Source organism: Microbacterium sp. Kw_RZR3 (assembly GCF_029222405.1).
GTDB lineage: Bacteria > Actinomycetota > Actinomycetes > Actinomycetales > Microbacteriaceae > Microbacterium.
Genome location: NZ_JARHXC010000089.1, coordinates 1 through 14173 on the forward strand (window position 1 = coordinate 1; position 14173 = coordinate 14173).

The window sequence follows — 14173 nt, forward strand, 5'->3', positions numbered from 1 at the left end:
CCGGACAGGAACAGTTCCTGGCACCGGTGAGCTACGGCATCGCCGCCACCGTCATGAACCCCTCGACGTCGTGGCAGCGCGTGGTGCTCGACGGAGACGAGGTCGTGGGCTTCGTCAGCGCCAACTTCGATCCCGAGGCGCACGAAGAGCACTTCCGCTCCGTTCTGTGGCGCATCAACGTCGACGCCGATGAGCAGGGCCGCGGCGTCGGCAGCTACGCGATCGCCGCGGTGCTCGCCGAGGCGCGCGGGCGCGGCATGGACCACGTCGACGTCATCTACGAGCCCGGCGTCGGCGGCCCCGAGGCCTTCTTCCAGCGCGTGGGTTTCCAGCCCGTCGGCGAGACCGAGTACGGCGAGGTGATCGCGCGCGTCAGCGTCTGACCCCGCAAAGCGGTGTCCTGACCTCCCGGGCCGGACGCGACCCCGGTGCGGCACGACGTTCGCAGAATCGCGCCGAACTCGCAGAGCGTCAGCGGGAATCCGCCCAGGACGCGGATTCTGCGAAGGCCGTGGGCGAGGCGCAGAGTGTTCGCGCACATCGGAAGACTTCCTCAGGTTCTGCCCATTTTCTGACCCGAAGCGTGCGCCACCGCGGGTGACAGCCCGGCACATTCGACACCGTGGATCTTCGCGAACGGATCATCGAGCGGGACGGTATCGCTGCCCGCCGCGGCGCGACGGATGCGGACGTGACCGCCGCGCGTGCGGGTGCGAGGATCGCGTGCATCACCGCTGCTCTCGACGTCGCCGCAGCATGCCACCCTCCGCAGCGTGTGGACGAAACCCATTGCGCCGGTCGGCAGAAACAGCTGCTCGAGTCGGTGGAAGACGCGCGCGCCCGCATCGTCCTCTGTGTGGGTCGCGAGGACGCGCTCGTGATCCGGGAGGCGGCCACGCGGGCTGAGCGACGAGATCCCGCGGCGCTCCGGCGCGGCGCATGACCGGGGACGGCATCCCGCCAGCTGGCCGAAGAGGTCGGCAGACTCTCCCACTCGAGGCTCGAGATGTACTGGCGCAGCCCGCTCAGCGAAGGTCGCGGCGAAGGAACGACCAGGCTCCCCCGCTCAGCACGGCCGCGATCCACACGGCAGCGAGGGCGGTCGCGGCGGCGGGCACCGGCCCCACGGCGGCGTCGATCCCGAGCGGTCCGAGCTCCCGGCCGACCGCGCGCAGAAGCGTGGGCAGGGGGAGCCACGCGGCGACCGAAGGCCACAGCGGCGCGATCAGGAACGCCGAGCTGAGCGACAGCGGGGCGACGAACAGGGCCGGGAGATGCGCCTGCAAGAGCAACCCGATGCCGAGTCCCCACAGCGCCGCGGCCGCCCCGATTACCGCGGAAATCCCCACCGAACCGAGGTCGAGCCCCCGCAGACCGAGGGCGGCCGTCAACGCCAGCCGACCGCCGAGCAGCGATGCCACCGCGACGAGCGCGCCGCTCAGCGCGGTGAAGGGGATCCGCGCGGCCAGATGCCACCGCCGCGGCTGCAGGGTGGCGCGCTGAGCGACGACCCCTGCGCGCCGGTCGACCGTGTATCGGAACGACCCGTAGATCGCCGCCATGACCGCGCCGTACATCGCGATCACGGTCGACAACGGTGCCGCGATCGCAGCTCTCGCCTCGTCGGGCGCCGTGGCGAGATCACCCGGAACGCTCGCCCCGATCGACGCGGACAGCACGATCGCGGCGACGCAGACACCCGCGAGGGGCAGATCGCCGACCGCGGAACGGGCCTGGGCGCTGAGTGCGCGCCCGAGTCCGACCGACACCGACACGTTCATCGGAACCGCCGACGCCCGACGGTCCACGCCGCGACCGTCAGGGCGACCGTCCAGCCCACAGCCACGAGGAGAGCGAGCCCTGGATCCAGCAGGACGGGATGATTTCGCGGCGAGGCGAGGGCGGCGAGCGACAGGCCGGGAGAGAACCGGGCGATGTCGGGGGCGGACCCCAGGAAGGCCATCTCGAAGGCGATCGGCCCCGCCAGCACGATGGCTGCGGCCACGTAGTAGTTGCCGGCGATCCAGCCGACCGCCGAGCCGAGGATGGCGCCGAGCATCGCACCGGGCAGGGATCCGAGTACGGTGGCCGTCGCCGCCGCGGACGGGGCAAACACGAGGCCGTTCACGCCGAGGACGATCGTCGCGACGCCGCACCAGACCGCACCGAGCCCGACGGTGAGGACCACCGCCACCCCGATCGCGGCGACGCCCTTCGCGACGAACGCGCGACGGAAACCGATCTGCGCGACCGTCCGGGCCATCGAGACGTAATAGAACTCGCGCGTCACCCCGAACGCCCCGGCGAACCCCGCGACGACGAAGGACCACGCGAGCGGTGCGAGGAGCAGCTCCGTCGCGGTCGTGGCATCCAGGGATCTCATCCGTCCGAGGGTGTCGTCGCTGGTGAGAACGATCACCGGGACGAAAGCGCCGAGCAGCAGGACCGCGAGCGTGTTCGCCCCGCTGCGCGAGCGGAGGAGCTCGGAACGGATCACGCCGATCACGCGTCGCGCCCCTCGACGAGGTCGAAGTAGCGCTCCTCGAGCGACGCGCCGCTGCCCGCGGGCACGAGGTCGCTCAGCGCACCGGCGAAGAGAACGCCCCGCTGGAGGATCACGACCTCGTCGACGGTGTTCTCGAGTTCGGCGAGCTGGTGGCTCGAGACGAGCACCGTGCCGCCGGCCCGGGCGAAGGTCCGCAGGTACCGGCGGAACCATCGGATGCCGTCCGGGTCGAGGCCGTTGGACGGCTCGTCGAGCACGAGCGTCCGCGGCGAGCCGATGAGCGCGGTCGCGAGCCCGAGCCGCTGCACCATGCCCGTGGAGAAGGACTTCACCCGCCGACGGGCATCGGCGGCGAGGCCCACCTCGTCGAGCACCTCGTCCACCCGACGCCGGGCGGCCCCCACCGCGAGACGTGCGATCTCGAGGTGCCGACGCGCGGTGATGCCGACCTCGAAGCCGAAGCCGTCCATCTGGACGCCGACGTGCGCCGAGGGCTGCGCGAGGCGGGCGAACGGCATCCCGTCGATGAGAGCCTCGCCCCGGGTCGGAGCCGACAGTCCGACGAGCGTGCGCAGCGTCGTGGACTTGCCCGCGCCGTTGGGACCGAGAAGCCCCACGATGCTGCCGCGACGCACGGCGAACGAGACGTCGTCGACGGCGGTGCGGGAGCCGTAGGTCTTCGTGAGGTGGCGGACCTCGAGCGCGTTGTCTGTCATCGGGCCTCTTTCGGTTCGGATGTCGGGGGGTCGAGAAGGGAGAGCAGAGTGGACGCGGGCTCGACGACGTGGGTCGCCCACACGGCCTCGAGCAGCGAGCGCGAGCCGAGGTGCACGACCGCCCGGCCGGCGGCGGGCACGGCCCCGGCGGGGGCGTCGACCGCGCCGATCACGCGGACGTCGGCCGCGACACCGCGAACCTCGACCGGCGAGAACGCCGTGAGCGGTGCGGTGGTCGTCCGCGACGGCGCGGGCTGCACGACACCCCGCGCCACGACGACCTCGGCGACGATGCCGCTGGTCATCAGGTCGACCGGGAGGCCGTCGGGGAGGGCTCTGTCGTCGGCGGACCCGACGGGGACGACCAGCTCGATGCGGTCGTCGGCGGTCGTGAAGCCGACGGTCCGCGCGTCGCCCACGGGGATGGCCGCGGCCGCACAGACGACGGCCGCGACGAGCGCGGCGCTCACCAGCACGAAGCGGGAGCGCCCGCGCCCTCGTGTCCACCCGCCAGCGAGCCACCGGACGACCAGGGTCCCGACCGCGGCGACCACCACAGCCTCGAGGACCAGCACGACGACGGCACCGCCCGGCCCCGTGCCGGCCAGCCCGCGCACCGCGCGCTCCAGGGCGGCGCACACGAGTGCCGACGGAACGACCGCGCTCAGGATGCCGAAGGGAACGCTCCACCACCGGTTCAGTGCCCGGGGCGCGGACGCGCCGCCGAACAGGACGCGGCGCAGCGCGTCGGCGGCATCCGCCATCGTCCGCCCGCGCAGATTCGGTTCGTCCAGGGCGCTCATCAGCGCGATGTACCCGTCGAACCGCACGAACGGGAGAAGGTTCAGCGCGACGACCGCGACGCAGGCGCAGCTGAGGACGAGGAGTGCTCGCCGCGTGCCGGGGTCGGGCGCGGCGAGCGCGCACAGCGCCGCCACGCCGGCGAGTGCGGCGTGCACGGCGGGGCCGGCGAGAGCGACCCGGACCCGGGACGCGCGAGACGGCAACCGCCACGCGTCCGTGACATCCACGAAGAACGCCGGGCCGAGGTAGAGCAGCATCACGCCAGCACGCCGCGGACGTCCGCCACCGTGCGCGAGGGTCACCCCGTGCGCCGACTCGTGCACGAACGTCGCGGTCACGAGCACGAGCGCGACGCCGAGGACGTCGACCAGCGGCAAGGGGGACGTCAGCGCAGCGGCCACGTCGGAGGCCTGGAGCACCAGCGCTGCGAGCCCGCCGACGATCAGCGCGGCGAGGGGCCAGACGAGCCACCCGCGCAGCACGGGGCGGATGAAGCGATGGAGACGGTCGAACAACCCCGGCGCGCGCAGCGTCGCGAACTGGATCGTCAGAGGCGGGCGGTAGGTGAATCGCCCCGCGGCCCGCCGTTCGGAGCCGTGCAGCAGACCCGCGCGGCCGAAACGTTCGATGAGGGCGGCGAACTCCTCCGGTGTCTGGGTGGAGGCGAAGCGTCGACGCAGCTCATCGAGCCGTGCTTCCCCGTCCATGGCGCGTAGCATCGCGGCGACGGTCGACGACGCACGCGAGACCGGCACTCCGTCAACGCTGACGAGCCAGCGTTCGCCGCCCGCGGCCGGCTCGATGTGCACGGTGTCGGCCAGCCGAGGCGCCGCGCCCTCGGGGACGAGAGTGTCACGCGGCATGACGCGTTCCCCCGTCGACCCGGGAGCGGAGCAGCACCATACCGTCCCCCGTGGCGCTGCCGTGGGTGAGCACCGGGACGCTCTCCGGCGCAGGGAAGCCGGCATCCCGCATCTCGCCGGCGACGCGCGCTTCGTCGAGGATGTGCAGGCGGGTGGTCAGCACGGGCACCGGACCCGGCGCGGGCGGCAGGGGAAGCGGCATCCAGTTGACGATCCGGCGGGCACCGTCGGGTTCTACCTGCTGCGACTGGAGGTACGTGCGCGGCCCCACGGCGAGTTCTCGATCCGCCGACTCCCGGAGAGTGCGGAGGGCGCCGGCGCCCGCGACCGACAGCACGAACGAGCCGCCCGGCGCGAGGTGTCGGCGCACCGTGCGGAAGAGCCGACGGCGGTCGGCCGGCCCGAGCAGCGTGATCGAGGTCGCGGCGAGGACGATCAGGAGGCCGCCCGATGGAAGGACTCGTGCCGCCCCGTGATCCATTCCCCGACGATCCGCGCGTCCCGCGCGTCGACTGCCCCTCGTGTCACCGACACATCCCCCTCGCTCCGCTTCGCGCACTTCCGGAGCGCGGAGGCCCTCCGTCGAACGGGAGACCGAAAGAGAATGTATACATGCGCACCTGCGATCGGAAGCGCCGAGGCGAGCGAATCACCCGCCCCGTCCGCCACGATCACCATGGCGCGCGCGAGAGACGCAAGAGAGAGGTCAGTTTCGAGGGAGCATGGGGGATGCCACGACCCCGCGGCCGCGGCATCCCCTCTCTCGCATCAGACCAGAGACTCGCGCCAGGCGGCGTGGAGCTGGGCGAACTTGCCGGTGCCGGCGATGAGGGCGGCGGGTGTGTCGTCCTCGATGATGCGGCCGTGCTCCATCACCAGCACACGGTCGGCGATGGCCACCGTCGAGAGGCGGTGCGCGATGATGATCGCGGTGCGATCGGCGAGCAGGGTCTGCAGCGCATCCTGGATCTGGCGTTCGCTCGGGATGTCGAGCGACGCCGTCGCCTCGTCGAGGATCAGCACGGCGGGGTTCGCCAGGAACGCGCGCGCGAACGAGATGAGCTGCCGCTGCCCGGCCGAGACGCGGCCTCCGCGCTTGTTCACGTCGGTGTCGTAGCCGTCGGGCAGCTTCTCGATGAAGCTGTCGGCGCCCACCGCGCGCGCCGCGGCGCGGATCTCGTCCATCGTGGCGTCGGGCTTTCCGAGGGCGATGTTGTCGGCCACCGTTCCGCTGAAGAGGTAGGCCTCCTGCGTGACCATGACGATCGCGCGGCGCAGATCCTTCGGGTGCAGGCGGCGGAGATCGACGTCGTCGAGGGTGACCGCGCCCGCCGTGGGGTCGTAGAAGCGCGACACGAGCTTGGCCAACGTCGACTTACCCGCGCCGGTCGTGCCGACGAGGGCGATCGTCTGCCCCGCCGGAATGTCGAGCGAGAAGTTCGGCAGGATGACGCGGTCGTCGCTGTAGCCGAAGGTGACCTCGTCGAAGCGGACGTGACCCTGGGCCTCCCACAGGTCGACCGGGTCGGTCGGGTCGGGAACCGTGGGCTCCTCCTCCAGCACGCCCGACACCTTCTCGAGCGCCGCCGTCGCCGACTGGTACGAGTTCAGGAAGAACGCGACCTCTTGCAGCGGCGAGAAGAAGTTGCGGACGTACAGCACGGCCGCCGTCAGCACACCGATCTCGAGCGGTCCCGCGATCACGCGGCCGCCGCCCCACAGCAGCACGACCGCCACCGACACCGCGGCGACCGCCATGATGCCGGGCTCGAACGTGCCGAAGAGACGGATCGAGCGCATGTTGACGTCGCGGTAGTCGCCGGCGAGCTTGCCGAACTCCTCGTCGTTGCGGGGCTCTTTGCGGAACGCCTTCACGGCCCGGATCCCCGTCATCGTCTCGACGAACTTCACGATCACCTGCGCGCTGATCACGCGCGACTCGCGGTAGATCACCTGCGAGCGGCGGTAGAACCAGCGCATGAGCAGGTACATCGGGATACCCATGACCGTCAGGATCAGCCCCGACTGCCAATCGATGAGGAACAGCGCGACCAGAGTGAACAGGCCGTAGAGCACGCCGGACACGAGCTCGTTGAGCCCGCCGTCGAGCAGCTCGCGGATGGTGTCGAGGTCGCTCGTCTGGCGCGAGATGATGCGCCCCGACGTGTAGGACTCGTGAAACTCCAGGCTCAGCTTCTGCGTGTGCAGGAAGATGCGCTTGCGGAGGTCCAGCATCACCGCCTGGGTCAGCCGCGCGGCGACGACGACGTACCAGCCGATCAGGACGGCCCCGCCGACACCCGCCAGGAGGTAGATGCCCACGACGCCGATGGTCGGCATCCAATCGGCTCGATCGATCACCGCGGGCAGCGCGTTGTCGATGCCGTACGCGATCAGCGCGGGGCCGGCGACGCGGAGCGCGGTCGACACCACGAGGACGGCCGCCGCGAGGACGAGCTGCCACCGCAGGGGAGACACGAGCGAGCCGAGCAGACGCAGCGAGCGCTGACGGATCGCGCGGCTCTCGTCGCGCGTGTAGTCGGAGCGGTCTTCGCCGCTGGTTCCGGAGACGGTTGCGGTGCTCATCGGGTCGCCTCCTTCTCGGTCAGGGTGTCGTCGTCATGTGCGCGGATCACGTCGATCGCACCGGTGCGCGCCTCGCGTTCCGCCTCTTCGAGGCTCGAGATGACGTATCGGTAGTGCTCGCTCTCGCGCAGCAGGTCGGAGTGAGCGCCGACGGCGGTCACCCGGCCGTTCTCGAGGAGCGCGACCCGGTCGGCGAGCGTCACCGTCGAGGGACGGTGCGCCACCACGAGGGCCGTCGTCTCACTGAGCACCTCACGCAGGGCGTCTTCGACGAGAGCTTCGGTGTCGACGTCGAGCGCCGACAGCGGGTCGTCGAGCACCAGGACGGCCGGACGCGCCGCGACGGCGCGCGCGAGCGCGAGCCGCTGCCGCTGCCCACCGGACAGGCTCAGCCCCTCTTCGCCGATGACGGTGTCGAGGCCGTCGGGAAGGTCGAAGACGAAGTGCGCCTGTGCGACCTGCAGCGCTTCGCGCAGGATGCGGTCGGCTTCGGCCGAGCCCGGCTCGAGGTCTTCGCGGCCCAGCAGCACGTTCTCGCGCACCGTCTGCGAGAACAGCGTCGCGTCTTCGAACGCCATGCCCACGTGCCGGCGCAGTTCGGCGAGGGTCAGTTCGCGCACGTCGACGCCGTCGAGCAGCACGCGTCCACCGGTGACGTCGTACAGGCGTCCGGGCAGGGTCGTGAGCGTCGTCTTGCCGGAGCCGGTGAGACCGACGAGAGCCATCGTCTCGCCGGGACGCAGCACCAGATCGACGCCGTCGATGAGATCGGGCTCGGTGGCAGCGGCATCCTGATACCGGAAGTGCACACCCTCGAAGGTGAGCTCGCCCCGGGGCTCCGCGATGGTGCGGGGGTTCTCGGGATCGACGATCGTGTTCTGCTCGTCGAACACCTCGAAGATGCGGTCGGTCGCCGTGCGAGCGTCGAGGAGGAACGAGAAGAGGAAGCCGATCGACTCCATCGGCCAGCGCAGCACGGTCGCCATCGCGAAGAACGCGACGAGCTCGGCGACCTGGAGCTGTCCGAGCTGAGTCAGCACGATGCCGGCGCCGAGGCACACCGCGAAAGCGATGTCGGGCAGCAGCACCAGGAAGAACCAGATCCAGCCGACGGCGCGGGCCTTGTCGATCTCGGTCTCGCGCAGCGACTCGGCCTGCCGCGTGAACTTCTGCAGGGCGTGCCGCCCCCGGCCGAAGGCCTTGAGGACACGGATGCCGTGGACGCTCTCTTCCACCGAGGTGGCGAGGTCGCCCGCTTGGTCTTGACTCTGACGGGTCAGGGCGCCGTAGCGCTTCTCGAAGCGGAAGCCGACGTAGATCACGGGGGCCGAGGTGACGAGGAACAGCGCACCGAGCAACCAGTGCCAGCGGAAGAGCAGGACCGCTCCGATCGCGATGGTCAGCAGGTTGACCACGAGCAGGATGACGCCGAAGGCGAGCCAGCGGCGGAGCATGCTGATGTCCTGCATCATGCGAGACAGCAGCTGGCCCGACTGCCAGCGGTCGTGGAACGCGACGGGCAGGCGCTGCAGGCGCGAGTAGAAGGACTGGCGCAGGTCGTACTCGACCTTGGTCGCCGGTGCGAGGACGAACCAGCGGCGCAGCCACACCATGGCCGCCTCGGCGAGGCCGAGCGCCAGCACCGCGACCGACCCCCACACGAGGGCGGTGGGGTCGAGCGAGGCGATGGGCCCGGCGACGATCTGCTCGAGCACCAGCGGGATCGCCAACGCCAGCAGGCTCGCGATGAGGGCCGTGACCGCACCCGCGATGAGGCGCGGGATGACGGGACGCGCGATGGGCAGGAGCCGGGCGAGAGCGCGCGGGGTGGACAGGTGCGGGCGAGGCGAAGCGGAAGTCATGATCCTCAAGGGGTCGAAGCGAGCGCCGGGATCGGGCGCGGAAAGGGGATGCCGAAAGGCACCGGCATTCAGCCGGGACGGGCGCGGTGTGCGGCGCTCGAGCGCCGGCGTGAGGCCCTAGTGGCGCCCGTGAGGACGCGCGGAAAAGACGGAGGGCGCAGCGACACGGGCGACGGGGGCGTCGATGTGGTCCATGGCATCCTCCTTGAGATGAGCGGAAGCTGCCCGGGGGTGTGACAGCCCTTCAGGATATCTCTGAGCGAACGCCGAGGGCAAGAGCCGGTTCGAGACCAGGGGCCGCGCGACGCCCCCCTCACGCCGCCTCGCGCTCCAGCAGACGCCGCTTGACGTCGGTCCCCCACGCGAATCCCCCCATCGTGCCGTCGCCGCGCAGGACGCGATGACAAGGCACGAAGAGGGCCGGAGCGTTACGGGCGCAGATGGATGCCGCCGCCCGGACGGCCGAGGGAGAACCGAGCGCCGCGGCGAAGCCGGTGTAGGTCAGCGGCGCGCCCGGGGTGATGCGGCGCAGGGCGTCCCACCCCGCTTGCTGAAGGGGCGTCCCGAACTGGCGCACCTCGACCGCGTCGATCGCGCTGAGGTCGCCGTCGTAATAGGCGCGCACCGCTTCGGCCGCGGCGGTGGTGCCTTCGACGACCTCGTCGGGCCGGCGGTCGGGCCGAAGACGGGCGAGCACCGCCTCCGCGTCGGAGGTCCAGCCCGAGACGAGGACGCGTTCGTCGGCGTCGGCGAGGATCGCGAACGGTCCGTCGGGCGTATCGAGGAACTGCAGAGTCGAGGTACTCATCGGAGGGGCTCGCTTTCGGGTGCGGTGGGGAGGGGCGCGGAGGCGGTCGTACGGGACGCGGAGGCGACGGAGAGAAACGCCGGGTCGTCAGCGGATCGACGGCGCGACTTCTCGGGGGCAGACGGACGGCGGGTGGCGGCTTTCCCGGGCCGCCGCACCGCGGCTGCCGCCGCCGTTTCGGCGCCCGACAGCCGCCACGCCTGGGTGACGGGAGCGGCGTACCAGTAGTGAGCCATGGCGTAGCTGCGCCAGGGAGCCAGCCGCGCGGACCACTCCGTGAAGCCGACCGGGTCGGATGGCAGGCCCAGGGCTGCCGCTCCCGCTCGCGCCGCGACGTCGCCGGGAAGGAGGACGTCGGGATCGCCGAGGACCCTCATACGGACGTAGTCGGCCGTCCACGGGCCCACCCCGCGGAGGGCGAGGAGCCGCTCGCGCTGCTCGATGCCGTCGTCGCCCGGCCCGACTGTGAGGGAGCCGTCCGCCAGCGCTTCGGCGACGCTCACGATCGCCCGCATGCGGGCACCGGGACCGCGCAGCACCTCGAGTCCTCGATCGGCGATCGCCGCGGCATCCGGGAACAGGGTCAGCGGCTCGGGACCGATCGTGACCGACTCGCCGAGCTCCGCGGTCAGACGTCCCTGCATCGTGCGGGCGGAGGCCACACTGATCTGCTGGCCGATCATCGCGCGCAGGAGCATCTCGCCCGCGTCGATCGCGCCGGGAACGCGGACACCGGGGATCGCCGCCACGGCGGCGGCGAGCTCGGGATGCCGCGACAGCTCGGTGTCGACCGCCAGCGGATCTGCGTCGAGATCGAAGAGGCGACGCACCCGCGCGATGAGCGTGCCCAGGTCGGCGAGGGCGGTGAGGCGCGCACGCAGGCGCAGCCGGCCGTCGTCGGCGAGGCGCACCTCGAACCACCCGGGCCCGCCGGGCAGGCGCACGACCCGCGCGAAAGACCGGTCGCCGCCGACCTCGACGCCCGGGATCGCGTGAGCCCGCATCCACCCGAAGAGACCCGTGGTGTCGATCGGTCCGCGGACGGGCAGGGCGAGATCGATCTCGCCCGCGGAGGCCTCGGCCCCGGACGCCCGCGACCGCCGTGCGCGCAGCTCGCGCGGCGGCATCCCGAACACCTCTCCGATCGTCTCGGTGAATTGACGGATGCTGGAGAACCCGGCGGAGAAGGCGACATCGGCCGACGACAGGTCGGTGCCGACCAACAACGCACGGGCGGTGTGCGCGCGATGCGCGCGAGCCAGGGCGAGAGGCCCCGCCCCGAGCTCGGTGGTGAGGACACGGGTGAGGTGGCGCGGCGAGTACCCGAGACGTCGCGCGAGCCCCGGCACCCCCTCGCGGTCGACCACGCCGTCGGCGATCAGGCGCATCGCCCGGGCGGCGACGTCGCCGCGCACATCCCACAGCGGTGAGCCCGGAGCGGCCTCGGGCAGACACCTCTTGCAGGCGCGATAGCCCGCTTCGTGCGCCGCCGCCGAGGTGGCGTAGAAGGTGACGTTCGCTTCTCTCGGCGTCCGTGCGGGGCAGCTCGGTCGGCAGTAGATTCCCGTCGACCGCACGGCCGTGACGAACTGCCCGTCGAAGCGCCGGTCGCGCGACTGGATCGCGCGATAGCGCTCGGCGAAGCCCGGGGCGGTCGGAACGGGGAGGGTCATGGCATCCACCCTGCCACCGACCTCCGACATCGGCTGGCGGAAATCGGACACGAGGGTTGGGCTGTCATCGAGTGTCCAAGACACGCCGCATCGACGCCGCTCGAAACGGCGTGTCGTGGACACTCAGCGGGAGACGATGCGCGGCCGCCGGGCCGGACGCCGCTCCGTCACGCGACCCGCGCGGTCTCGCGCAGGATGACCAGGCCGCCCCAGATCGTCAGGGCCAGCACCAGCACGACGAAGCCGAGGAACACCGGCACCAGCGGGAGTGCGAGGAGCGCGACGCCGACGGCCAGCGGCGGCACCGTCATGCCGGCGAAGGCGAGGAGGAAGACGCCCGAGGTTATCTCGCCGCGGGTGCGGGGGTCGGCGAGCGACCCGGCCGTGGCGAGGGCGCCGCGGAAGAGGAGCCCGACGCCGGCTCCCGCGACGATGCCGCCGACGAGGAAGAACGGGCCGGAGGTCAGCAGATCGGCGGCACCGAGGCTCAGTAGACCGGCGACCATGGCGACCAGGCCCAGCCGCAACTGCGTGCGTGTCGAGCGGCCCGCGAAGACGACCTGGGACACCGCGGCGGCACCGAAGACCGAGAACGACACGGCGCCGGCGACGAGGTGGTCCGTGACGCCGAGCCGCCCGGCCAAGAACGTCGGGGCCACCGAGCCGAAGAGCCCCGTCACCGCGAAGGCGGCGAAGGCCGCGGTCCCCGCGGCCCAGTAGGCGCGTCGTCCGTCCGCGGGGATGCGGACCCGCTGCGGCCGGTAACGGAAGCAGCGGTCGACCTCGACCGTCTCGGGAACGAAGACGTAGGCGAGGCCGAGCGCGAGGAACCCGACGAGGAAGACGACGTACGGCAAAACGAGCGGCGCCGGGGTGAACTCGGCGAAGAGGCCGCCGATCAGCGGGCCGAGGGCCAGGCCACCCATGTTCGCGACACCCGCGACCGTGGCGGCGAAACCCGGGGATGCCGGGTGCGACACGCGCCGGAGGTCGGCGAGGTGCGCCGTGGCCGAGGCCGTCAGGAGTCCGATGCCGAGCCCGGCGACGAGGCGCGCGGCGATGACACTGGCGGCGTCGGCGCGCAGCACGAACACCAGGGCCGCGACGATCTCGAGCACCGTGGCCGCCAGGATGAGCGGGCGGCGACCGAGACGGTCGCTGAGGTGCCCGGCCAGGTACAGCGACACCATGACGCCGATCGAATACGCGGCGAACATCACCGTGATGAGGAACGTGGGGAAGCCGTCGCGCGCCTGATACAGCGCGTAGAGCGGCGTCGGCACCGTGTTGAAGGCCATGAGCGCGAGGAACGTGGCGGCCGTGACCCAGAACCCGGTCCGGTGAGAGAGACGCGCGGATGCCACGGGAACGGCGACCGGAAGGGTGATCGAGGGAGTCATGACCTCAGGATGCCGCGGGTAAGACATCGAGGGAAACGAACAGTTTCGATGGAAGTAATCGATTAGATCTATCATTGCGCCATGGAGACGCGCCTGCTCGAATACTTCGTCGCGGTCGCCGACGAGCGCAACGTCACGGCCGCCGCCGCCCGCCTGTTCGCCGCGCAGTCGACGGTGTCCGCGGGTCTCGCGAGCCTCGAGCGCGACCTGGGCGTGCGCCTGTTCGAGCGCTCCACCAAAGCCGTGCGCCCGACGGCCGCGGGCGAGGCGCTCCTCCCCCTCGCCCGCGCTCTGCTCACCGATCTCGACGCGCTGCGGGGAGTGGCATCCGAGTCCGGGACCGGGATCCGCGGTCTCGTGCGCATCGGCACCTTCGCCGGCCTGCGGGTCATCGACCTCCCCCGAATCCTCGCCCGCCTCCGTCGCACGCACCCGCTGGTCGATGTCCGGGTCACGGTCTCGGCGACCGGCTCGCGGGGACTCTTCGACGACCTCGATCGCGACCGCCTGGATCTGGCGCTGACGGCTCTGCCCCCGGCATCCGGTTCCGTATCGCGACCGCTCGGTTCATTCCCCTACGTCGCCGTGCTGCCCGAGGCCCACCCGCTCGCCCTCGCCGACGGGCCGGTCGCCCTCGCCGAGCTCGCGGGCGACGACTGGATCGACGTGCTCCCGGGATTCGGCAATCGCGTGCAGCTCGACGGCGAGCTGGAGCGCCGCCGGATCGCGCGGCACATCGTGGCCGAGGTCGGCGAACTGGCGACGGTCCCGGAATACGTCGCCGCAGGGCTCGGCGTCGCGGTGATCCCCAACATGGTGCCGACGACCGGATGCCGCGTCCGTCCCGTTGCGGACGACCTCCCGCCGTGGATCGTCTCGCTGACGGTCGCCGCCGCAGCCGTGCGCCGCCGGCACGTGCAGGCGGTGGTGGAGGCGATCCACGCCGCGTGATGAG

At 71.7% G+C, this 14173-nt stretch carries 13 protein-coding genes; 3 read left to right on the forward strand and 10 right to left on the reverse strand.

Features of this window, described 5'->3' with window-relative positions:
- Positions 1-383: GNAT family N-acetyltransferase (locus tag P2P98_RS04930; RefSeq protein ID WP_275797750.1), on the forward strand; the 383-nt coding region annotated here is incomplete at its 5' end.
- 308 nt (positions 384-691) lie between these two features.
- Positions 692-943: a hypothetical protein gene (locus P2P98_RS04935; RefSeq protein WP_275797752.1), complete on the forward strand. Its 252-nt coding sequence runs from the start codon at positions 692-694 to the stop codon at positions 941-943.
- Between the two features lie 82 nt (positions 944-1025).
- Here the strand turns inward: P2P98_RS04935 and P2P98_RS04940 are convergent, their stop codons facing one another.
- The 10 genes from P2P98_RS04940 to P2P98_RS04985 form a co-directional block, all read right to left on the reverse strand.
- A complete protein-coding gene (locus P2P98_RS04940) occupies positions 1026-1781 on the reverse strand; it encodes a hypothetical protein (protein WP_275797754.1) in 756 nt (251 codons plus the stop codon).
- Positions 1778-2506, reverse strand: coding sequence for an ABC transporter permease (locus P2P98_RS04945; protein WP_275797757.1), 729 nt, complete (start codon positions 2504-2506; stop codon positions 1778-1780). Before P2P98_RS04945 ends, P2P98_RS04940 begins: the two co-directional genes overlap by 4 nt.
- Complete coding sequence (locus P2P98_RS04950) at positions 2503-3222, reverse strand: ATP-binding cassette domain-containing protein (protein WP_275797759.1); 720 nt, start codon at positions 3220-3222, stop codon at positions 2503-2505. Before P2P98_RS04950 ends, P2P98_RS04945 begins: the two co-directional genes overlap by 4 nt.
- Entirely contained in the window at positions 3219-4889 is a 1671-nt protein-coding gene (gene mpaP / locus P2P98_RS04955; protein WP_275797761.1) for a daptide biosynthesis intramembrane metalloprotease, read from the reverse strand. The genes P2P98_RS04950 and mpaP overlap by 4 nt, the downstream gene beginning before the upstream one ends.
- Complete coding sequence (locus P2P98_RS04960) at positions 4879-5370, reverse strand: hypothetical protein (protein WP_275797763.1); 492 nt, start codon at positions 5368-5370, stop codon at positions 4879-4881. The genes mpaP and P2P98_RS04960 overlap by 11 nt, the downstream gene beginning before the upstream one ends.
- A 287-nt stretch (positions 5371-5657) precedes the next feature.
- A complete protein-coding gene (locus P2P98_RS04965) occupies positions 5658-7475 on the reverse strand; it encodes an ABC transporter ATP-binding protein (protein ID WP_275797765.1) in 1818 nt (605 codons plus the stop codon).
- The gene (locus tag P2P98_RS04970) at positions 7472-9337 is read right to left on the reverse strand and encodes an ABC transporter ATP-binding protein (RefSeq protein ID WP_275797767.1); all 1866 of its coding nucleotides are present in this window, start codon (positions 9335-9337) and stop codon (positions 7472-7474) included. Before P2P98_RS04970 ends, P2P98_RS04965 begins: the two co-directional genes overlap by 4 nt.
- A 313-nt stretch (positions 9338-9650) precedes the next feature.
- Positions 9651-10145: a methylated-DNA--[protein]-cysteine S-methyltransferase gene (locus tag P2P98_RS04975; RefSeq protein WP_275797768.1), complete on the reverse strand. Its 495-nt coding sequence runs from the start codon at positions 10143-10145 to the stop codon at positions 9651-9653.
- Complete coding sequence (locus P2P98_RS04980; protein WP_275797770.1) at positions 10142-11818, reverse strand: AlkA N-terminal domain-containing protein; 1677 nt, start codon at positions 11816-11818, stop codon at positions 10142-10144. The genes P2P98_RS04975 and P2P98_RS04980 overlap by 4 nt, the downstream gene beginning before the upstream one ends.
- A gap of 167 nt (positions 11819-11985) precedes the next feature.
- Positions 11986-13218: an MFS transporter gene (locus P2P98_RS04985; protein WP_275797772.1), complete on the reverse strand. Its 1233-nt coding sequence runs from the start codon at positions 13216-13218 to the stop codon at positions 11986-11988.
- An 81-nt stretch (positions 13219-13299) separates the two neighbouring features.
- Between P2P98_RS04985 and P2P98_RS04990 the strand changes: the two genes are divergently transcribed.
- Entirely contained in the window at positions 13300-14169 is an 870-nt protein-coding gene (locus P2P98_RS04990; RefSeq protein ID WP_275797774.1) for a LysR family transcriptional regulator, read from the forward strand.
- Positions 14170-14173 lie beyond the last annotated feature (4 nt).

What these genes read in the sequence shown, in the direction of transcription:
- P2P98_RS04940 (WP_275797754.1), bottom strand. Translation starts at nt 1,781, where the DNA reads ATGAACGTGTCGGTGTCGGTCGGACTCGGGCGCGCACTCAGCGCCCAG.
- P2P98_RS04950 (WP_275797759.1), bottom strand. Translation starts at nt 3,222, where the DNA reads ATGACAGACAACGCGCTCGAGGTCCGCCACCTCACGAAGACCTACGGC.
- mpaP (WP_275797761.1), bottom strand. Translation starts at nt 4,889, where the DNA reads ATGCCGCGTGACACTCTCGTCCCCGAGGGCGCGGCGCCTCGGCTGGCC.
- P2P98_RS04960 (WP_275797763.1), bottom strand. Translation starts at nt 5,370, where the DNA reads ATGGATCACGGGGCGGCACGAGTCCTTCCATCGGGCGGCCTCCTGATC.
- P2P98_RS04965 (WP_275797765.1), bottom strand. Translation starts at nt 7,475, where the DNA reads ATGAGCACCGCAACCGTCTCCGGAACCAGCGGCGAAGACCGCTCCGAC.
- P2P98_RS04970 (WP_275797767.1), bottom strand. Translation starts at nt 9,337, where the DNA reads ATGACTTCCGCTTCGCCTCGCCCGCACCTGTCCACCCCGCGCGCTCTC.
- P2P98_RS04975 (WP_275797768.1), bottom strand. Translation starts at nt 10,145, where the DNA reads ATGAGTACCTCGACTCTGCAGTTCCTCGATACGCCCGACGGACCGTTC.
- P2P98_RS04980 (WP_275797770.1), bottom strand. Translation starts at nt 11,818, where the DNA reads ATGACCCTCCCCGTTCCGACCGCCCCGGGCTTCGCCGAGCGCTATCGC.
- P2P98_RS04985 (WP_275797772.1), bottom strand. Translation starts at nt 13,218, where the DNA reads ATGACTCCCTCGATCACCCTTCCGGTCGCCGTTCCCGTGGCATCCGCG.
- P2P98_RS04990 (WP_275797774.1), top strand. Translation starts at nt 13,300, where the DNA reads ATGGAGACGCGCCTGCTCGAATACTTCGTCGCGGTCGCCGACGAGCGC.